This is a genomic window from Mycobacterium sp. P4_H6, assembly GCF_056400845.1.
The window spans coordinates 21,722-41,479 of the sequence record NZ_JBFUKN010000017.1; the positions used below are offsets into that span (position 1 = coordinate 21,722).

Consider the following 19,758-nt stretch of genomic DNA (forward strand, 5'->3'; position numbering starts at 1 on the left):
AGACTAACCGCGACGCCGATGGCCGACGCCGACATCCGGAACTTACGGTGTCAGGGGTCGGTTCTGAGCCCGTCCAGCAGGACCGTCATGACCTGGATCTCTTCGGTCTGCTCGGCGACCATGACCGCGGCGGCGGTGCGGATCGTGTCGTCGTTGCTGCTCCGGGCGACGTGGCCGGCCATGGTGATTCCGCCCTGGTGATGGCGAATCATCAACTCCAAGAACAGGATGTGGTTGACGCGGCCGGTGCTGCGTTGCAAGCGGGTGAGTTCGTCCGGTGAGGCCATACCCGGCATTCCCATCGCGTGCTGCTCATGATCGGTGCGAGCGGACATCATCCAGGCCATCGGCTCGGTCGCGCTGAGCGGGGCGCCGGCCATTTGCAGCCAACCGGTCATCTGTCCGATCTCGGCGAGCTGAGTGAAACGGATCTGTTCCGCGAGTGCGTGGACGCCGGGCGGGGTGTCGCCGGTGAGCATGTCGGTCATCGTCACCGCCTGCTGGTGATGTGCAGCCATGTCCTGGGCGAACCCGATGTCGCTGTCGGCCAACAGAGGTGGTGGTGCGGATTCGCCGCGGTCCGCGACCGCGGCGTACACACCGGCACCCAGGACGGCCGACAACAGCAATGGGACAACACGGCCGGCACGGCGTCGCAACGTCATCGCGGCGGGTACACCGACGGGTCGAGGCGCAGCGCCATGAAGCCGTTGTCCGAGCACGTGACGTAGAGCAGGTCACCGCGGAACTCCGGTGGCGACATGCACCAGTCCGCGGACAGGTCCAGGCCGATGATGCGCCCGTCCCGGACGATATCGTCACCGTTGATGTGGCCGTTGAGGATCGACTGGGCGATCGAGATGGCGCTGCTGGCGGGCGGAACCACGATGCCGCCGAACCGTACGTGCTGCGAGTTCGGTAGCTGGTCGTTCTTGCCCGTCTGCGCAGGCGGATTGAAATAGGCCATCTCGCGGACGTTGTCGGGATCGCGGACGTCGAACACCCTGATCCCCGACTGCGCCCACCCGCAGGCCAGGGCTTGCGGATTCTCCCGGCTGTCCACACTGCAGTAGTGCGATTCGTATCCGAAGGCCCCGCTGCTGGAGGCGCTGGCCGCCCACCGGTCCAGATTCTGCGGGAGGTTGATCTCCAGTTTGATGGTGGTGCGTAGGCGCAGATCGCCGAGGTCGCCGGCGTCGAAGATCTTGACCCCGCCCGAACCGAACTCATCGATGTTGAACAGGTGCGGCGTCCCACCGTAGGTGACATAGATGCTGTGCTGGCTGATCAACCCGTCGTGCCAGTGCCGGTAGCCGCGCAGCGGAAGCAGTTGGTGCATCGTTGTTCTATGGGCGGCACGGGATTGCACGGCGGTGGTGTCCAGGACGTTGACCCCTGCGGCGGTGGACATGAACATGGTGTTCCCGTCGGGGGTGAAGTCCATCCCGTGGCTGGCGAATCCTGCTGGGGCGCTCCAGATCACCGCGGGATTGGCGGGGTCGGCGACGTCGACAGCACTGGCCCAGATCTGGCCCGAGGCCCAGTAGGTGTTGCCGTCGGGCGAGAAGGCACCTTCGTGGGTGAGCATCGGGATGCGCACACCGGGCAGCGATCCGCGGCCCTGGTTCAGCAGCCGGGGGTGTGCGCAATCGGTGGCGATGTCGTAGATGGAGATGTAGCCCAGTCCGAAGAGGAACGGTACCCCGGTGCCTGCCAGCAGACCGCGAGACTCGTTGACTTTCAGCGACTCCCAGGTTCCGTTGACCATCGCGGGTTGATCCAGTATCACCGTCGGCCGCGGATGGGCCGGATCGGACACGTCGAGCACCTGCACGCCGTCGGTGTGCGGGAGCGTTGATCCGATGTAGACGCAGTTCTGGTACGACGCGCTGGTAAAACCCGCCCCCGGGCCCTGGTACTGGCCGACCAGGTCGACGTTGCAGTTGTAGCCCGCCATGCTGCGCCGCGAGTCCCGGTCGTTCAGCGGAACCTCGCCTTGCAGGCCGGTTTCGACACGATCGTCGGGTCGGCACGTCGCGGCCGGCACGGCCGTCGACCAGATGTCGTTGTTCTGATCGAACCCCGGCGGCAGACCAGCACTGGCCGGAGCTGCCGCGCTGACCGCGACGAGGAGCACCGCGGCGGCAATCGCCAACCAACAATGGCCGCGCGATCTGCTCAGCGAATCATGTTCCCCGGACGGCGCCACCCGGACTGTCGTCTCCCCCATCGCGGCAAAACTACATCCTCTAATGACTTAGAGGAAACGGTTTCGTGAAATTTTGCCCGCACGGCCGGAGCCGAACGGAGCGGAGATCGACCCGGCTCGCCACCGATCCCGGGAGGCTGGCGGCTAAAATCCGGCAGATCAGCGCACCCCGCAAGTACAACGCCGCTCAACGCCGCATCGACATTGCCGATGCGGCCATCGACCTGCTGGGCAAGGACGGTTCGCGCGGGCTGTCCCATCCACGGGTGGACCGGCACGGTGGCCTGCCCACCGGCACCACGTCCTACTACTTCCGCACCCGCAAAGCGCTCTTGCACGCAGTTGCAGAGCGCCTCACCGAACTCGACCTCGCCGATCTGTCCATGATGGACGAGCGCAGCGAGCACTACGTCGCCGATTACGCGGGCACGATAGGTCTGGCACGACTGGTGATGCTCTCCGCGCAGGAACCTTATTTGACCCGTACCCGAGCCCGATTCGAACTGATCCTGCATGCCCGCCGAGATCCCGATCTTGCCGAGACGACCCAGAGTTACAGCCTGCAGTTCTACCGCCTCGCCCGCGAGGTGATTGCCCGCTGGTACGCCGACACCGCCACTCCGGCTACGCATATCGAGGAACGCGCGGTGGCGGTCCTGACCTACATCAGCGGTGTGATGCTCAGCGTGGTCGCCGGCACGCCGGTCGTCAACGATGCCGCCGACCTCGATATCCAGATCCGTCAATTCCTGCCCAGTGGGCCGGACCGAGAACAACTCTGACGCAGGCCAATGCGGCCTGCCCGTCGCCGAACGCCCCGGACAGATACTCGGCAGACAACTGATTCGCTGAGCGGAGTCGCATGCACGGTCGTTCACATCAAAGGTATGAATACATCCTGCGGCCTTGTAACATGGTTACCGGTTCAGCAGCAGCCTTCGCACCAGCTCGCAGTAGATGGAGGCCGAAATGACCAGCGTTCAATCCCGGACCATGCAGTCGAGGCGCGTACGCGAGACGACGTCGCCACCGTCCGACGGGCAACCTTCCACGCTCCAGACATCCACTCAATGGCCCAATTTCGATGTCGCACTGGTGTCCGTCGAGGGTGAGGTGGACGCCGCCAACAGCGCCGACCTGTTCGATTACGCGCTGAGCAAGGCGCTCTTGTGCCGGTTGTTGATCCTGAATCTGGAACGAGTCCGGTCTCTGTCCTGCAGCGGCTACGACATGCTGAGAACGCTCGAGAGCCGATGCGCGATGGCAGACGTCGAGCTCACGGTGCTGCACGGCAGATACGCCGGTAGCGGTGCACCGGAGCTATGGCAGACGTCGGGTCGTCAACGCGCCTAGCGCTGACGTTGCTCGACCCCCGACCGCCGACGTAGCGGCAGGCCCGGGATCGCGGTGGCGCTCGAAGCTGCTGTCCCGCTGCAACTTCGGACTTGGCAAGCCGCATCGAAATTCTTCGAAAACCGTCTGGCACTCTCCCTGCGCGAGTGCTAAATTCTGTGTTGCACAGTGATGGCGGTCCGCCAACGGGGCGGGCCCGGTGACGATCGAGGAGGTGTGTTGCTGTGCTTCGTTTTGATCCGTTCAGTGACCTTGACACCCTGACCCGGGGCTTGCTGAACAGCCAGACCGGATCAACGCGCAGTCCTCGGTTCATGCCGATGGACCTCTACAAAGTCGATGATCATTTCGTCCTGACCGCCGATCTACCCGGTGTGGATCCCGGCTCGGTCGACGTCAACGTCGATCACGGCACCCTGACACTGACGGCGCATCGTTCGGCGCGCTCAGAGGACGGTGTGCAGTGGCTGGCCAACGAGCGCTTCGCCGGCACCTACCGCAGACAGCTGTCGCTGGGCGAAGGGATCGACACCGCGAAGATCGCGGCCACCTACGAGAACGGTGTCCTGACCGTGACGATCCCGCTGGCTGAACGTGCCAAGCCACGACGGATCGAGGTCACCCGCGCGGCATCACAGACATCGATCGAACCCACCACGGTCGACGCCGAGTAGCCCGCCCGCCGCCGGGCGCACGACAGTGCGCCCGGCCTCGCCTGCGAGTCTGCCAACCCTGATGCGGTTGAGGTGACATCCCGCTAAACTCATTGCAACGCGCGTCATAGCTTGCCCGGTTCAGACTCAGCCCGCGAGACGAAGCGCCCAGGGACACACTGAAAGCCGAGTCAGCAAAATGCCCAATTCACCCCAATTATTTGTCGATCTCGATTGGCGGGGCACCACAGTGACCCTCCGTTGCTCCGGCGTCATCGACATGCTCACCGCGCCGGACTTGGAGCAGCAGATCAGCGGTGCGTTGGCTCAGAATCCGTCAGCAATGATCGTCGATCTGACCCTCGTCGACTTCATCTCGTCGCGCGGCCTGTGGGTTCTTCTCGATACGTACAAACGGTGCTCGCCGACCATGGGCTTTGCAGTCGTCGCCGACGGCCCGGCGACCCTTCGCCCTCTGAAACTCATGGGAATGACCGACGTCTTCCCCGTGCGCACCAGCCTCACAGACGCTCTCGACGACGTCGCGGTACCGGGTCGGCGCACTGCCTGAAATAGTGACCGACGCGGAGCGCGCCGCTCACCACGCGTGTCACGCCGCCAAAATGAATGACAGGAAGAATCCGCCGGCGGTGGCGAAGGCATTGAACGGGCGACCATGTTCAAAGGCCTCGGGCATCAATGTGTCGGCCAGCGAAGCCAACACGGCTCCCCCGGCAAAAGCCAGTGCCACGCCTAGGACGCTGCTGCTCATCTGCTCGGCGGTCGCACGCCCTGCGACGACCGCTACGGCCAGGAGCACCGCACACACAGTCCAGGTCAGCATGACCGTGCGCACCCGCATCCCGGACTCACGCATACTCACCGCCCCCACCAGGGCTTCGGGCAGGTTCGAAAAGAAGATCGCCACCAACAGCGACAACGACGCCCCGCTCACCAGTGACACACCAAGTGCGAGGTTCTCGGGCACCCCGTCCAGAGTCACCGCGGCCAATAGAGCCAACCCCACCCCGCGGCGGGCTCCAGAGGCCACCACCTCGCGCTGCTCGGGACCTGACTGGCCACTCACGTAGCGGTCCAGCAGGGTATCGGCAAGGACGAAAGTCGCTGCACCGGCTAGCAATCCCAGCCCTGCGCGGGTCGCGCCGCCGAGATGAAAAGCCTCCTCGAACAACTCGAATGCCAGTGCAGAAATCAGCGCACCGCTGGCGAAGGCCAACAGCACACCCGTCACCGTCTTGGCAGGACTGAACCGCGCCCCCACACCGGCCCCGATCACCAGGGCGCTGGATGCAGCCAGCCCGAACAGAACCGCCAGCATCTGCACCGCCTCCCCTACCGCCCTCCGCACTGCTGACATGACTCGCGGTCGTCGCCCGCCGACAGCACGTTCGGTTCAACGATCCTGCCAACCGCGCATCGATGCGCACACATTGCGGTAAACGGCTGTACCTGTTCGGTTTCGACCCACTCGCGCACGGGCATGCCAGCGGTCTGGGGCACGCGGTTCCCTGCCCACGGGACTCCACCTTGCCGGGGACCGCAGAGAGGACGCTGCGATGAAGTGGCTTATCGCCATGATCGGAGGGCTGCTGGCCGGTGTCCTCGTCGGTAGGCGGACCGCCGGCGCCGCTTCGCTCCCGGCAGCTCCAGCTGCGACATTCGGTGCGCAGACGGAGAACTTTGTCGCCGTGGGTGATTCCAGCGCGTCCCACCCGGACCCGGAGAACGCCCCCGATCCCGACGACCCGTCGAAACCGGACTCGCCGTCCGATCTGAGCAAGCCGTCGGTGATGTATGTGCTGCGCAAAACGGCGCGCGAGTTCAGCTCCGATCAATGCACGGATCTGGCTGCGGCACTGACCTACTACGCCGTGCTCTCGTTGTTCCCCGCGCTGGTCGTGATGGTGTCGCTGCTGGGTGTGTTCGGGCAAGGCAGGCGCACCACCGAAGCAGTACTGCAGATCGTCGAGGACCTGGGCCCCTCGTCGGCGGTGGATACGCTGCGCGCCCCCATTCAGCAGCTGGTGGAGGCGCCCTCGGCAGGCATCGCCTTGGTGGTCGGTGTTGCCGGCGCGCTGTGGTCGGCCTCGGGTTACATCGGCGCCTTCGGCCGCGCGATGAACCGCGTCTACGAAGTCGACGAAGGCCGCCCCGTGTGGAAGCTGCGACCGATCCAACTGCTCCTGACCTTCACCGGTCTGATCGCCGCCGCGGCGGTCGCGTTTCTGCTCGCGGTCAGTGGTCCCATCGCGGCCGCCCTCGGAGACGCGATTGGGCTCGGCTCCACCGCCCAATCGATCTGGAATGTGGCACGGTTCCCGCTCGTGCTGATCCTGGTCACCGGCGCAGTCGCCGTCCTCTACTACGCCRCCCCCAATGTGCAGCAACCGAAGTTCCGGTGGATCAGCGTCGGCGCCGCCGCCGCGATCGTGCTCTGGGTCATCGCGTCAATCGGGTTCGGTTTCTACGTCAGCAACTTCGGCAGCTACAACAAGACCTACGGCGCGCTCGCCGGGGTGATCGTGTTCCTGCTGTGGCTCTGGATCACCAACCTGGCCCTACTCTTCGGAGCGGAGCTGGACGCCGAGCTCGAACGGGGCCGCCAACTCCAAGCCGGCATCGCCGCCGAGCGCGACCTGCAACTTCCGGCCCGCGACAACCGGGTCGCCGAGAGGAACCAGGCCAAGGAGGAAGCCGACGTCCAGCAGGGCCGCCGGCTGCGCGAATCGCGTGGGCAACACGGCAGCTAGTGTTTGGCCCCGCCGCGACGGGGTATCACAAGAGTCCCGGGCTGGTGCGTCCGAACACAACGGTCGCGCCCAGGGATTCACAATTCGCGTGAAGGTCCAGAAACTGCCTCCGCGATCGACCTCTACTACGTCCATGTCTCGCTCAGCGGGTCGTCGTGACGGCGCAGCCGCCTATCGCTGGCGAGCGCCTCCATCGCAGCCAATTGCATCGGGTGAGACGTTGCCGCAAAACCACACCCCGTCGTGACCCGCCGCGGTGCCACCTCAAAGATTAGGAATCTTCCATGTACCTGCACACTGAGCAGCTCATCAACGAAATCGCCGTCGACGAGCCCGATCCCGCCGCAGCCAACGCGCTGCAGGAGGGCCTCGGTGGCCAGTTCGGCGAGATGCGCACCATGATGCAGTATCTGTTCCAGAGCATGAACTTCCGCGGCGATCCCGCGTCCAAGCCCTACAGGGATCTGCTTCAAGGTGTCGGCACCGAAGAGATCAGCCATGTCGAACTCATCGGGACCACCATCGCCCGGCTGCTGGACGGCTCACCGGAGTACAAGGGCAAGAAGACCGACCCGGTCGACGAGCCCGGTGCCGGCGGCGCGACGCCACTGAAGATTGCGTTGGACACCAGTAACATTCACCATTATCTGGTCGGCGCCCAGGGCGCCCTGCCCGTCGATGCGGCGGGAAATCCGTGGCTGGGTTCCTACGTGTACAACAGCGGCAACCTGGTTCTCGATCTCCTGTACAACTTGATGCTCGAGTCGACCGGCCGACTGCAGAAATGTCGTCTCTACCAGATGACCGACAACAAGACCGCACGCTCGACCCTGGCCTACCTGATCGTGCGCGATCAGGCCCACGAGAATGCGTTCGCCAAGGCACTGGAGAGCCTCGGCGTCAATTGGGGTGCGGCACTGCCCATCCCGAAAACCAATGCCGAGCAGTTCCCCGAGGTCAAGCGGCTGCTGGACATGGGACTGCAGAGCGTCCAGTTCACCTTCAGCGCCGACGACAAGAGTCAGGCCGCCAAGCTGTACCGCGGCGCGTCGCCGTCGAACGACGGCACCGAACTGAGCACTGCGGTGATGCCCGAAGGGGTGCCGATCACCATCGCCCCGGAACGGCGCGAGGAGTTCTCGCCCGGGCTGGACAAGGAACTGCTGGCGCTGATCCAGGCCACCGCCGAGGTCGAGATCGCCATGAACAACGACGAGACCAAGTAAGGACGCTGATGACTGACCACAGCAAGGCCGACCAGGCCCGCAAAGGGTTGATCGATTCGGTGAAGGGCAAGGCCAAAGAAGTGATCGGCGCGGTCACCGGCAACGATTCGCTGACCGCCGAGGGCCAGCTCGAGCAGACCCAGGCCGCGGAACGCAAAGAGGCCAACAGCGCGGAGGCCGTGGCCGATGCCGAGGCCAAGGAGGCGCAGCGTGCGGCAGCGGAGGCCAGGAATCTCGGCGGCGCCGCGCGGGCGGCTGTCGCGGGCGAGGCCGCCGCGGCCGAGGACGACATCCAGGCCCGACAAAACGCGGAAAAGCACGCAGCCGACCAAGCCGCACACCGTGAACTGGCCGAGCAGAACCGCCGCGCATCCGCGGAGGCGTTGAACGAAGTGCAGCACGCGAAAGTACAAGCCCGCGAGGACATCGAAGATGCCGCCGACGATCTCGCCGACGCCATCGACGAGCACCGCTCAGAGGTAGCCCACGCGTCCGACGTGCAGGACGAAGCCGAGCGCGCCCGCCAGCGGGCGGCTCGGCTCTCCGCCGAAGCCGACTTGGCCTGAGCACCCCAACCTCACAGGAGATGACCATGCAGATCACCGCAGTCCCGTTCGCGTTCGGGCGGTTCCAGTATCAGATTGCCCGCTATCCGCTACAGCTCGTGCACGACCGGGTGTTCGGCAACCTCGATCCCGAAGCTCCGGCCCGCCTGCTGTATGAGCGTGTCCTCGGCCAGCTGGATTCCACCGTGGGCCGCGTCCTCCGCGACCCGGAACTGGCGGCACGTGGGGACGCGCTTGCCGAGCGCAGCGCTGAATTGGCCCGTGCCGCTGTACTCGACGAGCAGGCCGCCCAGACCAAGCAACAGGCCGACGCCACACTGGAGGCCGAACGCGAACAGACGATCGAAGAGCAGAACGATGCCCGCGCCCGACGGGAGCAGAAGGTCAGCGAGGCGCAGCGCACCGCAGACGAACGCAAACGCGCCGCGACCGAAGAAGTGCAGTCGCGCACCGCGGCCGCGAAGAAGCGGGCCGACAACGACGCCGCGCGGAAGGTCGCAGCGGTCGAGACAGCCAAGCGCAACGACCAGAACAGGGTCCGCGAGGCCGAGGACAAGGTGGTCTCATCGGCGAAGGCGACGTTGGACGATGCTCAGGCACAGCGCACCCGCGCAGCTGACAAGCGTGAACAGGCCGACCGCCTCGAAGAACTCGCCGACGCCGAAAAGAAGAAGCGCCAGGCCCAGCGAGCCGGTAGCTCCTGAGGACCGTTCGGGGGTTTGCGGTTGGTCGAGCGTCGTAACCTCTCTCTGTGAGATCTGCGGATGTCCGCTGGCGGGAACGCAGCCGTGTCGTGCGTCAGGCGCGTCTATGGCGGACGCGTAATCCTCGAACATTCCGCGAAAAGGTGCAGTACAAGATGCTGCGCGATCACCGCCGCCTTGTCGTCACATTCGCCGACAAGGCGGCGGTCCGCGATTACGTCGCGACAGTGATTGGGCGGCAATACCTTCCGCGCGCCCTCGCGATCGTCGATGACCCGTCGGCCTTGCTCGACCTCACCTTGCCGGATGGCTATGTGGTCAAGCCGACCCACGGTAGCGGAGCAGTGATCGTCGTCTCCGACCAAGCGTCGGCTACCGCACGGCTTCCCACGGGGCCCGACGGCTGGAGCTATCAGCACGTGCGACCCGAGTTCGCCCATCGAGCCGATGTCGTCCGGATCGCGCAAGGCTGGCTCGGCCAGCTCTACGGGCAGGGACCGAACCGCGAATGGGTCTACGGGCAGGTACCGCGGCGGGTCCTCGTCGAGGAGCTGCTCTCGGCGCCTGACGGCACGATTCCGGCGGATTACAAGTTGTTCGTCTTCCATGGGCGATGCGCCTACATACAGGTCGACGCCGACCGCTTCGGCCACCGAACCCAGGATTTCTTCCGGCCCGATTGGCAACATGTACCGCTCAGCGGCGGGCCGCCATGGGCCTGCCCTCGCCCGGAGAAGCCCGCTGCGTTAGCCGAGATGATCGACGTCGCGCAACGTCTGGGTGCGGACACCGACTTCGTTCGAGTGGACCTCTACTGCATCGACGGCCGTGTCGTCTTCGGAGAGCTGACCAGCTTCCCCGCCGGCGGTGACAGCCCATTTGATCCCGAATACTTCAACGAAGAATTCGGCAGTCACTGGACCGTGCCGCGCCGCTATCGGTGACCGCGGGCCGCCGCAGGCACGATGCTGCGGTGGGCCACCCGCCTCGCCGCCCGCGTTCGGCGGCGAAATCACCTGTCGCCGAAGCCTTCCTCGAGTTTGCGTGCCGCCGCCGCGCTGACCGCTATGGCCTCGTGGGCGGCCGGGCTCAGCCGGCGCTCGGCCAGATGAGCGATGAGGATCCGTCGCTGCGGTGGGCGGGTCGCCAGGCGGATCGTCCGCACGTCGGGCCGCGGGTTCAGCACGGCCAGCCGGGGCGCGATCGCCACTCCCAACTCGACGGCGACCATGGCCTGCACCTCGCCGTAGTCATGGGCAAACACACTGGTGCGTGGCGTGAATCCCCCTTGCTGGCACAGCTTCTCCAGAGTCTGTGCGACCGGATGGTCATCGGCCCGAACCACCCAGGCCTCGTCGCGTAGTTCACTGATGCTGATCGAGTCCCGGTCAGCCAGACGGTGCCGCTCGGACACCAGCAGCATGGTCGGGTCGTTCATCAGGTGGTGATAGGTCAGCGTGGGGTCATCGATGCGGTTCCATTCGTAGTCCCACAGCAGTGACAACTCGGTCTCGCGGCGACGCAACGCGTCGATCAATCGGGCGAATCGCCCACTGAGGACCGTGAGGTCCACCCCTGGGTGTCGTGTCTTGAACTCCTTGATCACCAAGGGCAGCAGCGAGGACCCCGCTGTCGGAAAGGTACCGATGGCCAGCACGCCGGCTCGCAACCCGCGGATCTCGGCGAGTTCGGCATCCGCTGCATCCAACTCGATGAGTATCCGCTCGGTGTGCCTGACCACAGCGCGTCCCGCTTCGGTCAGCACGATCCCCCGGGCGTGACGCTCCAGCAGGGGCTGCCCCGCCTCCTTCTCCAGCTTCGCGATCTGTTGGGACACGGCCGAGGTCGTGTAGCCGAGGGCCTCGGCCGCCGCCGTGATCGTCCCGTGGGCTGAAACCTCGCGCAGCGTGAACATCCGGTTGGTGTCGAGCAATCTCGCCCCCGAATCATCGACTTAAGCAGAAGTTAAGCATACTGCACTAACTCGACATTGTCGTTAAGTCAAACCCTTCCTAATGTGATCTGGGTAATGATCATCGAAGGGTGTGACACCGGATGCTTTCGGTTTGCGCGAGCCAGCGGAACCGGTCGCGGCTTCGCAACGATGCGCCACCTTCTCGGAAACTGAGAGAGCACCATGACCTCTGTCGAAGTATTACCACTGATCGCGCTGGTGGCGATGTTCGTCATCGCCACCTTTTTCCCGATCAACATCGGAATTCTGGGCTTCATCGGCGCGTTCGCCGTCGGATACTTCATGCTCGGCTTCGATGACAAGGAAATTCTGACCGCGTTCCCCAGTTCGATCGTGCTGACCATCGTCGGCGTCACCTACTTCTTCGGCATGGCGAAAAAGAACGGCACGATCGATCTGCTGGTGAACGCCTGCATCCGGGGCGTGCGCGGTCGCGTCTCGGTGGTGCCGTGGGTCTTCTTCTTCTGCGCCTCAGTACTCACCGCACTCGGCACCTTCAGCCCCGCCGCGGTCGCACTGATCTCCCCCGCCGCCATGTCCTTCGCCGCTCGGACCAAAATGAGTCCACTGGTCATGGGCATCATGGTGATCAACGGCGCACACGCCGGCGCCTTCTCCCCCACCTCGGTCTCCGGCGTCCTGGTCCTCGACATCGTGGAGTCCAGCGGACTGAGCCTCAACCCCTGGACACTGTTCTTCGCCAGCTACGGCATCAACCTGCTGCTTTCGGCGCTCACCGTCGTCGGATACGCCACTCTGGCCCGTATCCGCGGCCTCGAGTTCAGCGCCACCGGTTCCACCAAGCCCGCCCCTCGCGACGACATCTGGTCAGCCGGTGCCGCCCCGACCGCAACCACGTACCCGACGTCCCCCACCACCACGGGCGCCGGAGGCGGCACCGCCTTGCTCACCCGCCCGGTCACCGCTGATGTCCTCACGGACGCGGCGCCCGCCCCGGTCACCTGGGTGCAGAAACTCACCTTGGCGCTGATCGGCATCGTGCTGGTCCTGGTGCTGGTGTTCCACCTTCCGATCAGCTTCATCGCCATCGCCGCCGGCGCGGTACTGGCCTTCACCGACCTGTCCAAGCAGAACGAAGCCATCGCCGGCATCAGTTGGTCGACGGTACTGCTGGTCGCCGGCATGGTCACCTACATCTCCGTGCTCCAGGAGATCGGCACCATCGATCACCTCGCGAAGATGGCCATCACGATCGGCGCACCGCTGCTGGTCGCGGTCGTGCTCTGCTACGTCATCGGCGTGACCTCGGCTTTCGCCTCCTCCACGGCATTGCTGACCGCCGTCATCCCGATGGCCTTGCCGCTGCTGCAGACCGGAGCGCTGCCGGTGGTCGGAGTGGTTGCCGCCCTGGCGATTTCCGCCACGGTGGTCGATGTGTCGCCCTTCTCCACCAACGGTGCGCTGGTGCTGGCCAACTCCCAGGGCATCGAGCGGCCCCGCTTCTACCGCCAGCTGCTGGTCAACGCAGGCATCGTCGTGGCGCTCGCACCCGCACTGTGTTGGCTGACCCTTGTGGTCATCCCCGCCGCGCTCTGACCAGACGTCCCGCGCGACTTTAGTAAAAGTACACAACAGTCACGTTATTCGTGATTGTCCTTCATACCTCTTGTGACCACAGTGGAGTCCGAACCGTTCACCACTGTGCGGAAAGGCCGACCGATGATGATCACCCTCCGTGCCACCTGGATGCGAGGTGGAACCAGCAAGTGCTGGCTGTTCAACGGTGTGGACGTCGACCCACTGCTCACCGATGCCGACAGCCTCGACGCGCTGCTGACATCCGCCTTCGGGTCCGGTGACCCACGACAACTCGACGGTGTCGGCGGCGGAAGTTCCACCACATCCAAGGCGGCGATCGTTCGGCGCTCCAACGTGGCCGGCATCGACATCGACTACCTCTTTGCACAGGTCGCGATCGGCGACCGGCGGGTCGAGTGGGGCAGCAACTGCGGCAACTGCGCCACCGCCATCGGCTTGTACGCCCTGCAGACCGGACTTGTCGCGGTCGACGATTCGGTGACGGTGGTGCGGATGCGCAACCAGAACACCGGCGCAGTGTTGCACACCGAAATCGCCACCCCCGGTGGAACGATCCCCGCTGAGGGCAATGCGGCGGTACCTGGCACCAGCGCACTGGGGGTGCCCGTGGGACTGACGTTCACCGGTCTGGACCGAACCGCCACCGCGCTGCTGCCGACCGGAAACGCCAGCGATGACGTCGTCGCGGCGGGAAGGACTTACGCGGCCACCATGGTCGTCGCCGGTGCGCCGGCCGCACTGTTCAACGCCGCCGATCTCGGACTCACGGGCGCCGAAGACAACCAGGCGATCTCCGAACATCTGCCACTGCTTATCACCCTGCGGCAGCAATCATCGTTGCGGATGGGTCTGAGCAAGCCCGGCGATCCGATCAGCCACGCCATACCCAAAGTCGGCATCGTGGGAGCGCCGCTGGACTACCGCACCACCACCGGCCAGCTCATCAGGGCCGACGAGTACGACATCTCGGTGCGGATGCTCTCGATGCTGGCTCCCCATCCCGCCATCGGACTGACCTCCGCGGTTGCGGTCGCCGCCGCCTCCACCATTGCCGGCAGCGTCGTCAGTGACGTCATGCGGACACCGGGGCCCGGCGTACTTCGGCTCGGCACGCCCGCAGGCGTCCTGCAGGTGAACCTCCGGACTGCAGCGAGCCGCGCCCTGACCTCGGTGACCTTGCATCGCGCCGCGCGCCGCATCGCGGTCGCCGAGCTCTTCGTTGCCGCGCCGGCGACGGTGGCCAAGGCAAGCTGAACGCCGCTTCCCCTAACAGGACAACTGTCACACAGCGATGGTGATAAACCTGTCTGCCGGCGCTGCCGAGACCGCCGTGCGGCCGATCACCACGCCCTGGGCCGTCCCCTTGGTCGTCGCGATGGGCAAGGTGGATCCCGGGACCAGATCGTCGCCGTTGTCGGTGTCGCCGGCGAACCACTCCGTGAACCAGGTCGTGGTCAACACCGCCACGGCCGCCTGGTTGTACGACTTCGGGAAACCCGCGGCGATGTAGGCGGCGAACTGGATGATCGGGTTGCCGCCCCGCATGGAATCCATGTGCACACCGCCCTTGAGCACCACCCCGTTGAACCGGCCCGGCCGCGCCTCGTTGAGCGCCTCCTTGACGTTGCTCGACGAGTTCAAGAAGTTYGACGGCGCACCGATCTCGCGGATCGGGATGAAGCGGCCGGTGGCCTCCTCGTAGGCCGCCAGCTTGCCGAGCGTGACGACCATCGTGGTGCCGGTCGGGACCCCGTCCAGCGTGATGACGCCGACCAGGTCCTCGACGGCACCGTTGTCCACCAGATAGCCCGCGGCCGCGGAAACCAGCTGGCCACCAAGCGAATGCCCGGCGAGCCCGAACTTCTCGGGCAACTCCGCGGTGGCCGGGTCCAGGCCGTAGCGGGCCGCGAAGCCGGCGGCGCGGGCACTGTCGGTCAGTGCCGTGCGCTCGCCGACGAACAGATCGGCGATGGCCTTGGCCATCCCTTCACCACCGAGCCAGTGGTCATCGCCGGCGAACACGTTCGACGGGATCGACGGGGTGACGACGATGCTGCCGGTCGACGCGGCGAGGTCAGCCGCGGTGTGGCTGTACATCGGGCCCAGCGCCAGCAACCCGTGCTGCAGGACAATGAGCTTGTCCGGCACCGCATCCCCCTCGGGGTAGTACCAGTTCGCCTTCAGCCGCTGCCCGTTGGACAGCAGAATGGTCGAGTTGCGGACCGTCACGGTGCTGTTCGCCGGCAGCGACGGCGGGCCGGCGACCAGTGCCTCCAGCGCCTGAATGGTGTTGATGGCCACCGACCCGATTCGGTTGACCAACGAGGTGGCCACGTTACGGACCCAGCCCAGCAGTGAGGGGGTGCGCGGGGCGGCGGCCTGCACCGGCGCCGCCGCCTCTGGCGCGGCCACAGCCAGCGACACGGTCGGCTGTGCGGAGATGCGGGCAGCGGGCGCGCCACCGGAGCCGATATCGGTCAGCGCCGGTGTCGACACGGTGGGAGTGCGGACGGCGGGCTCGGACTGCGCGACGACGGCGAGGGCCTGCCTGGGTGCCGCGGAGGTCACCGGCGAGGTATGCGCCCGTGGCACCGTGACTGCGGCGGTCCTGGCGGTCAGGTTCTTCTTCTTTTTCTTGGGGGTGTCGGTCAGAGTGTCTGCCGGCGAATCGGTTTCGGGAGCTTCGGCCGCGGGGCCGCCGACGGCCGGTTCAGGGTCGTTGTCGGGTGCCGCACTGGGCGAGCGGTCCGGGCCGGTATCGGGTCGGGGTCCGTCGAGCGTGCCTGTTGTCGGGCTCTGCGCGGGACTGGTGGCCGAACCGCTCGGCGGTCCCGGCGTCGCATCGTCTGCAACCGCAGTACCGGCGCCCGCGAACACCGCGGCGGTGACCCCTCCTGATAGAAGCCCAGCACTGACCCACGCGGTTAGCCGTTCCACCATGCCCCCAACACTTTGCGAAAGTGGTGTAAACCCCACTTCCCTGGATGCTAACCATGGCTTGAGGATTCACGTGCCGTTTTGGGCTGTAATGCATCCACCGCGTTCTCACTCGGACACGAGATGCGCGACAACGTCAGCTAGGCCTGGGTGTCACCGCGCTGCCGGCAGCGTTCGGCCAGGTCACCGTCGGTGAACCGCGAGATCGCGTCGGCAACCGCAGCCCGCATCGACGGGCTGCCGGTATGCCCGGAGTCCTCCACAACGACGAGGTCCGCCTCGGGCCAGGCTTGGGCGAGTTCCCATGCGGTCAGTAGCGGTGCGGAAACGTCCAGGCGGCCGTGGATGAGGATCCCGGGGATGTCGGCGAGCCGGTGGGCGCCGCGCAGCAGTTCGTCGTCTTCCAGCCATGCGTGGTGGGCGAAGTAGTGGGTGCAGATCCGCACGAACGCCAGCCGCTGCTCATCGACCTTGGCGCTGTACTGGCCTGGGCTGCCTTGAGTTTCGTGGGCGATCGCGGCGTCTTCCCAGGCGCACCAGTCACGTGCGGCGCTCGCGCGAACGTCGGGGTCCAGGTCGTTCATGAGTTGCCGGTAGCCCTCGACGAGGTTGCCGTCGCGCAGCGATTCGGGGAGCCCATCGCGGAAGCGCTCCCACTGCTCGGGCAAGAACAGACGGAGACCGTGGTACAGCCAGTCGATCTCACGTGGCCTGGTCATCGTGACCCCGATCAGAATAATTCCTTCCACATGGTGGGGGTGGCGTTGCGCGTAGGCCAGGATCAATGTGGAAGCCCATGACCCACCGTGTAGCAGCCACCGCTGCACACCGAGGTGCCGGCGTAGCGCTTCCATATCGGCCAGGAGGTGCTCGGTGGTATTGACCGACATTTCCGAGCCTGGGTCCGCCGCGCTGGGAACGCTGTCTCCGCATCCACGTTGATCAAACGAGACGACCTGAAAGTGGTTGTGGTCGAATGCCTTATGGGCAGTACGGGAGCGGCCGCTACCGGGTCCGCCGTGCACCAGCAAGACCGTCCGGCCGGCTGGATCACCCCGGCACTCCCAATACATCTGGTTTCCGTCGCCCACGTCGAGCAGTCCCTGACTGCGCGGCTCTTCCCCGACCATCTGCACCCCCTCAGCGCGGCACGTAGCTCAGTGACTAGTGCAGGGTGTCAACGGCGGGCCATACCGCGATGACACGGAACTCATAACCGTCTTGCGGGACCTTCTCCCAGGTGAACTCAACCGACTGACCATCATCGACATTGCGGTATCCGCGAGCAGCGGTGACGGCATCGGCCTGAATGTGGGTGAAATGTGCCCAACAACCGCTGGGGGTTTCGGGCGAATCGATGACGCCCCAACCTTCCTCGGGGTTCCAGAAACGCACGGTGCCGGTGGTCGCCATGATCCGACGGTAAGCCATTGGCTGAAAGTTCTCGCATCCTTTTTCATCCCTGCAGTGGCGATCGGGGCACCGCCCAGGTTGTCCACCACGTCAGTCAACGACCAAACGTTCTGGCACACTGACCACTTCGTTGGAGTCACCCAGCGGTGCGGCGGGAGTCATCCCAGCCCCGAAGCCTCGCGCGAGACACAGATGGGCAGCCATCGAAGGCAGGGGACCTGTCCCCTATCGTTCGCGCCTGCGTCGCGCGTCGTCCGGTCAGTAGCCAGGCCAGTGCACCAGCTACGGGTAGCAGCATGACTGTCGCCACCCACGCCCCTTTCTCACCGGACTGCAGATGCTGGTCTTCGATGGCCAGCACATCGCGAATCGCCCACACCCACAGCAGCGCCCCGGCGCTCACCACAACAACGTCCATGACACGACCCTCCTTCGGGGTGACGCGGCGCCGGTCTCGCCGTGGCGATCGCTTCGACGTCCCCGCCCAGCATGGCCTCGCCAGCACCGTTCAGACAAGCAACACATTATTGATTGATTGTTTAGAGTTCACTTCATGGATGTGGAACGCCTGCGCCTGCTTCGCAACTTCGCCGAACACGGCACAGTGCACGCCACGGCCGAGGCGTTGTCCTTGACGACGTCGGCGGTTTCCCAGCAGCTCAAGCGGCTTCAGCGCGAGGCGGGCGTGCAGCTGCTCGAACCCCACGGCCGGCGCGTGCGTCTCACCGAAGCAGGTAGGGCACTCGTGGCGCGCGCCGATGAGGTTCTTGCCGCACTGGACCGCGCGACCGCCGAAATGGAGGGCTTTCGTACCACCCCGCGTGGCGCCGTGCGGGTGGCGATAGTTCCCTCGGCAGCGGCGATGCTCCTCCCGGGCCTCATCGCCGAGACCTCCGAAATCGGAGTAGAGGTGATCGCCCGCGATATCGACCACTCCGCTGCCCGAACACCCGAACTTCTCGCCGAGCACGATGTCGTTGTCATCGACCGCGACGAACGCGACACCACAACGTGGGGTCCCAGATACAACTCGACCTTTCTGCTGCGCGAACCGCTGGACCTACTTCTGCGGCCGGATCACCATCTGGCCGCCAACGACTCCATCGCCTTGCACGAGCTAGCGCACTGCTCCTGGATCAGCGTGAAAATCGGGCGCATGGTCGACGACGTGATGCGCTCACTCGCCACCATCTCGGGAGTGCAGCCACGGATCATTCAACGCATCAATGACTTTCGCGTCGTCGAAGAACTCGTGCTCTCCGGGGTCGGCATCGCGCTGCTCCCCCGCTACGCACCCACGGTTCGTGAACTCATCCGCAAACCCGTCGACGGCATCACCGTGGCGCGACGCATCGACGCGATCACCCGCACCGGCACCGCCCAACGCCCCGCCATCGCCGCCGTCATCGACATTTTGACCCGCGTTGCGAAGAGATCGTCGGACTGACATGAATCGGGTGGCAGCGGTGGACGAGAGCTGGCCCACAAACGTTTTCGATCACAACTAGTTTGCAGGGGGCGATTACTGTCGTCGCCATACCGCGGTAAGCCTCGGTGGTCTCCTACCCTCTGCACCACTGCGACAGTTCTGGCCTGGCTTGACCTCTGTGAACACTGCCCTGCCGACAGTTGGAGACCACCGCATCACTGCAGCCTGGTGCGAAGCACGGGCACTGCAGGTCCGGTAAGACGATCGAATGCCGCGGTGCGCCCGCACGCTGCCAACATTAGGGCTTCAGCGGGTCCGACAAGTTCATCGCCGGTGCCCCACGATTGCCCCGTGTCCTCATCGATGAGCGCGATATTGCGCAGCCGCCCGCGCGGAAAGAACCCGAGTTGGGTTGGCCCCGTCAGGAAATCGAGCACCCACGCGATGTGCTCGGGGTCTGGACGTACGCAATGGCTAGCGGGATCCGCATATCAGCACCATGGACCAACACATCGGTCAGCCCAGACCGCGGCCCGGTGACCGGCGGGCTGAGCCGATGGTCGGCTCTGCGGCGAAGGGTGTCCGCGATATCGGCCGCAGATGCCTCTGCGCGACGGCGCGCAAGGGCGTCGATCCCGCGAGCCATGCTGCCATGCCGTAGACCGCTGGCCAGGAAGCCCCAGAACCCGTCTTCGAAGTCACTGACCAGATGCGCCGCAACAGTTTTGATGTCCCATCGCGCGCAGAGGCTCGGTGTGGCCAATTGCGCGGCGTCCAGACTCTCGATCAACGCGGCAATCGCACGCCGCTCAGCGGCAACCGCAACGAACACACGCTCACGGTCCGTCGGGCTCATCCGCACCTCCCGACACGCTCCATCAGCTCGAATCCCGGATCCGACTGGCAGCCGCCAACTCCACAGCACGCAGCCCGTACATGGAGCGAAACACCACAACATCCAT

General features: G+C 65.4%; 20 protein-coding genes and 1 pseudogene. 12 read left to right on the plus strand and 9 right to left on the minus strand.

The annotated features are described in order from the left end of the window. Positions 1-50: 50 nt before the first annotated feature. Both AC1DTF_RS09480 and AC1DTF_RS09485 read right to left on the minus strand, forming a co-directional pair. Positions 51-665, minus strand: a complete 615-nt coding sequence (locus tag AC1DTF_RS09480; RefSeq protein WP_477473880.1) for a DUF305 domain-containing protein — start codon at positions 663-665, stop codon at positions 51-53. After that, positions 662-2,230 (minus strand): LVIVD repeat-containing protein, encoded by a 1,569-nt coding sequence (locus AC1DTF_RS09485; protein ID WP_477473881.1) that lies wholly within the window; start codon positions 2,228-2,230, stop codon positions 662-664. Before AC1DTF_RS09485 ends, AC1DTF_RS09480 begins: the two co-directional genes overlap by 4 nt. Positions 2,231-2,274: 44 nt before the next feature. Between AC1DTF_RS09485 and AC1DTF_RS09490 the strand changes: the two genes are divergently transcribed. The 4 genes from AC1DTF_RS09490 to AC1DTF_RS09505 all read left to right on the plus strand — a co-directional run bounded on the left by AC1DTF_RS09490 (position 2,275) and on the right by AC1DTF_RS09505 (position 4,786). Further along, complete coding sequence (locus tag AC1DTF_RS09490; protein ID WP_477473882.1) at positions 2,275-2,991, plus strand: TetR/AcrR family transcriptional regulator; 717 nt, start codon at positions 2,275-2,277, stop codon at positions 2,989-2,991. A 187-nt stretch (positions 2,992-3,178) separates the two neighbouring features. Continuing rightward, positions 3,179-3,562, plus strand: a complete 384-nt coding sequence (locus AC1DTF_RS09495; RefSeq protein WP_156409188.1) for an STAS domain-containing protein — start codon at positions 3,179-3,181, stop codon at positions 3,560-3,562. Between the two features lie 224 nt (positions 3,563-3,786). Next, the gene (locus AC1DTF_RS09500) at positions 3,787-4,236 is read left to right on the plus strand and encodes an Hsp20/alpha crystallin family protein (protein WP_477473883.1); all 450 of its coding nucleotides are present in this window, start codon (positions 3,787-3,789) and stop codon (positions 4,234-4,236) included. 178 nt (positions 4,237-4,414) lie between these two features. Continuing rightward, complete coding sequence (locus AC1DTF_RS09505) at positions 4,415-4,786, plus strand: STAS domain-containing protein (protein ID WP_082614167.1); 372 nt, start codon at positions 4,415-4,417, stop codon at positions 4,784-4,786. Between the two features lie 39 nt (positions 4,787-4,825). On the opposite strand, the gene AC1DTF_RS09510 is transcribed toward AC1DTF_RS09505, so the two are convergent. Beyond that, on the minus strand, positions 4,826-5,554 hold the full coding sequence (locus AC1DTF_RS09510) for a ZIP family metal transporter (RefSeq protein WP_057167765.1): 729 nt from the start codon (positions 5,552-5,554) through the stop codon (positions 4,826-4,828). Between the two features lie 238 nt (positions 5,555-5,792). On the opposite strand from AC1DTF_RS09510, the gene AC1DTF_RS09515 reads away from it, so the two are divergent. From AC1DTF_RS09515 to AC1DTF_RS09535, 5 genes are all read left to right on the plus strand, one after another. After that, positions 5,793-6,986, plus strand: a complete 1,194-nt coding sequence (locus tag AC1DTF_RS09515) for a YihY/virulence factor BrkB family protein (protein ID WP_477473884.1) — start codon at positions 5,793-5,795, stop codon at positions 6,984-6,986. A 284-nt stretch (positions 6,987-7,270) separates the two neighbouring features. Continuing rightward, positions 7,271-8,212, plus strand: coding sequence for a manganese catalase family protein (locus tag AC1DTF_RS09520; protein WP_477473885.1), 942 nt, complete (start codon positions 7,271-7,273; stop codon positions 8,210-8,212). Between the two features lie 8 nt (positions 8,213-8,220). Next, positions 8,221-8,778, plus strand: coding sequence for a CsbD family protein (locus tag AC1DTF_RS09525; protein ID WP_477473886.1), 558 nt, complete (start codon positions 8,221-8,223; stop codon positions 8,776-8,778). A gap of 26 nt (positions 8,779-8,804) precedes the next feature. Continuing rightward, positions 8,805-9,482 (plus strand): IF2 family translation initiation factor, encoded by a 678-nt coding sequence (locus AC1DTF_RS09530; protein WP_477473887.1) that lies wholly within the window; start codon positions 8,805-8,807, stop codon positions 9,480-9,482. Positions 9,483-9,571: 89 nt separating this feature from the next. Next, positions 9,572-10,426 carry an ATP-grasp fold amidoligase family protein gene (locus AC1DTF_RS09535; RefSeq protein ID WP_477473942.1) on the plus strand — a complete coding sequence of 285 codons (855 nt, stop codon included), beginning with the start codon at positions 9,572-9,574 and terminating at the stop codon, positions 10,424-10,426. A gap of 68 nt (positions 10,427-10,494) precedes the next feature. Here the strand turns inward: AC1DTF_RS09535 and AC1DTF_RS09540 are convergent, their stop codons facing one another. Next, the gene (locus tag AC1DTF_RS09540) at positions 10,495-11,415 is read right to left on the minus strand and encodes a LysR family transcriptional regulator (RefSeq protein WP_477473888.1); all 921 of its coding nucleotides are present in this window, start codon (positions 11,413-11,415) and stop codon (positions 10,495-10,497) included. Between the two features lie 204 nt (positions 11,416-11,619). Here AC1DTF_RS09540 and AC1DTF_RS09545 point away from each other — a divergent pair, with 204 nt between their 5' ends. Together AC1DTF_RS09545 and AC1DTF_RS09550 are read left to right on the plus strand one after the other, a co-directional pair. Continuing rightward, positions 11,620-13,014: an SLC13 family permease gene (locus AC1DTF_RS09545; RefSeq protein WP_477473889.1), complete on the plus strand. Its 1,395-nt coding sequence runs from the start codon at positions 11,620-11,622 to the stop codon at positions 13,012-13,014. A 126-nt stretch (positions 13,015-13,140) separates the two neighbouring features. Continuing rightward, positions 13,141-14,271, plus strand: a complete 1,131-nt coding sequence (locus tag AC1DTF_RS09550) for a PrpF domain-containing protein (RefSeq protein ID WP_477473943.1) — start codon at positions 13,141-13,143, stop codon at positions 14,269-14,271. A 27-nt stretch (positions 14,272-14,298) separates the two neighbouring features. Here the strand turns inward: AC1DTF_RS09550 and AC1DTF_RS09555 are convergent, their stop codons facing one another. From AC1DTF_RS09555 to AC1DTF_RS09570, 4 genes are all read right to left on the minus strand, one after another. Then, positions 14,299-15,957, minus strand: a complete 1,659-nt coding sequence (locus AC1DTF_RS09555; RefSeq protein WP_477473890.1) for an alpha/beta hydrolase family protein — start codon at positions 15,955-15,957, stop codon at positions 14,299-14,301. Between the two features lie 137 nt (positions 15,958-16,094). Next, positions 16,095-17,084, minus strand: a complete 990-nt coding sequence (gene pip, locus AC1DTF_RS09560) for a prolyl aminopeptidase (RefSeq protein ID WP_477473891.1) — start codon at positions 17,082-17,084, stop codon at positions 16,095-16,097. 34 nt (positions 17,085-17,118) lie between these two features. Next, positions 17,119-17,367, minus strand: coding sequence for a cold-shock protein (locus AC1DTF_RS09565; RefSeq protein WP_477473892.1), 249 nt, complete (start codon positions 17,365-17,367; stop codon positions 17,119-17,121). 136 nt (positions 17,368-17,503) lie between these two features. Next, positions 17,504-17,785 carry a PLD nuclease N-terminal domain-containing protein gene (locus AC1DTF_RS09570; protein ID WP_477473893.1) on the minus strand — a complete coding sequence of 94 codons (282 nt, stop codon included), beginning with the start codon at positions 17,783-17,785 and terminating at the stop codon, positions 17,504-17,506. Between the two features lie 135 nt (positions 17,786-17,920). Here AC1DTF_RS09570 and AC1DTF_RS09575 point away from each other — a divergent pair, with 135 nt between their 5' ends. After that, on the plus strand, positions 17,921-18,814 hold the full coding sequence (locus AC1DTF_RS09575) for a LysR family transcriptional regulator (protein WP_477473894.1): 894 nt from the start codon (positions 17,921-17,923) through the stop codon (positions 18,812-18,814). Positions 18,815-19,011: 197 nt separating this feature from the next. Here AC1DTF_RS09575 and AC1DTF_RS09580 read toward each other — a convergent pair. Beyond that, positions 19,012-19,652, minus strand: a pseudogene (locus AC1DTF_RS09580) (maleylpyruvate isomerase family mycothiol-dependent enzyme). Between the last annotated feature and the right edge of the window lie 106 nt (positions 19,653-19,758).

Coding starts and splice junctions, on each gene's coding strand:
- AC1DTF_RS09575 (WP_477473894.1), top strand. CDS start 17,921: ATGGATGTGGAACGCCTGCGCCTGCTTCGCAACTTCGCCGAACACGGC.
- AC1DTF_RS09550 (WP_477473943.1), top strand. CDS start 13,141: ATGATCACCCTCCGTGCCACCTGGATGCGAGGTGGAACCAGCAAGTGC.
- AC1DTF_RS09495 (WP_156409188.1), top strand. CDS start 3,179: ATGACCAGCGTTCAATCCCGGACCATGCAGTCGAGGCGCGTACGCGAG.
- pip (WP_477473891.1), bottom strand. CDS start 17,084: ATGGTCGGGGAAGAGCCGCGCAGTCAGGGACTGCTCGACGTGGGCGAC.
- AC1DTF_RS09530 (WP_477473887.1), top strand. CDS start 8,805: ATGCAGATCACCGCAGTCCCGTTCGCGTTCGGGCGGTTCCAGTATCAG.
- AC1DTF_RS09565 (WP_477473892.1), bottom strand. CDS start 17,367: ATGGCGACCACCGGCACCGTGCGTTTCTGGAACCCCGAGGAAGGTTGG.
- AC1DTF_RS09505 (WP_082614167.1), top strand. CDS start 4,415: ATGCCCAATTCACCCCAATTATTTGTCGATCTCGATTGGCGGGGCACC.
- AC1DTF_RS09480 (WP_477473880.1), bottom strand. CDS start 665: ATGACGTTGCGACGCCGTGCCGGCCGTGTTGTCCCATTGCTGTTGTCG.
- AC1DTF_RS09510 (WP_057167765.1), bottom strand. CDS start 5,554: ATGCTGGCGGTTCTGTTCGGGCTGGCTGCATCCAGCGCCCTGGTGATC.
- AC1DTF_RS09545 (WP_477473889.1), top strand. CDS start 11,620: ATGACCTCTGTCGAAGTATTACCACTGATCGCGCTGGTGGCGATGTTC.
- AC1DTF_RS09570 (WP_477473893.1), bottom strand. CDS start 17,785: ATGGACGTTGTTGTGGTGAGCGCCGGGGCGCTGCTGTGGGTGTGGGCG.
- AC1DTF_RS09485 (WP_477473881.1), bottom strand. CDS start 2,230: ATGGGGGAGACGACAGTCCGGGTGGCGCCGTCCGGGGAACATGATTCG.
- AC1DTF_RS09520 (WP_477473885.1), top strand. CDS start 7,271: ATGTACCTGCACACTGAGCAGCTCATCAACGAAATCGCCGTCGACGAG.
- AC1DTF_RS09525 (WP_477473886.1), top strand. CDS start 8,221: ATGACTGACCACAGCAAGGCCGACCAGGCCCGCAAAGGGTTGATCGAT.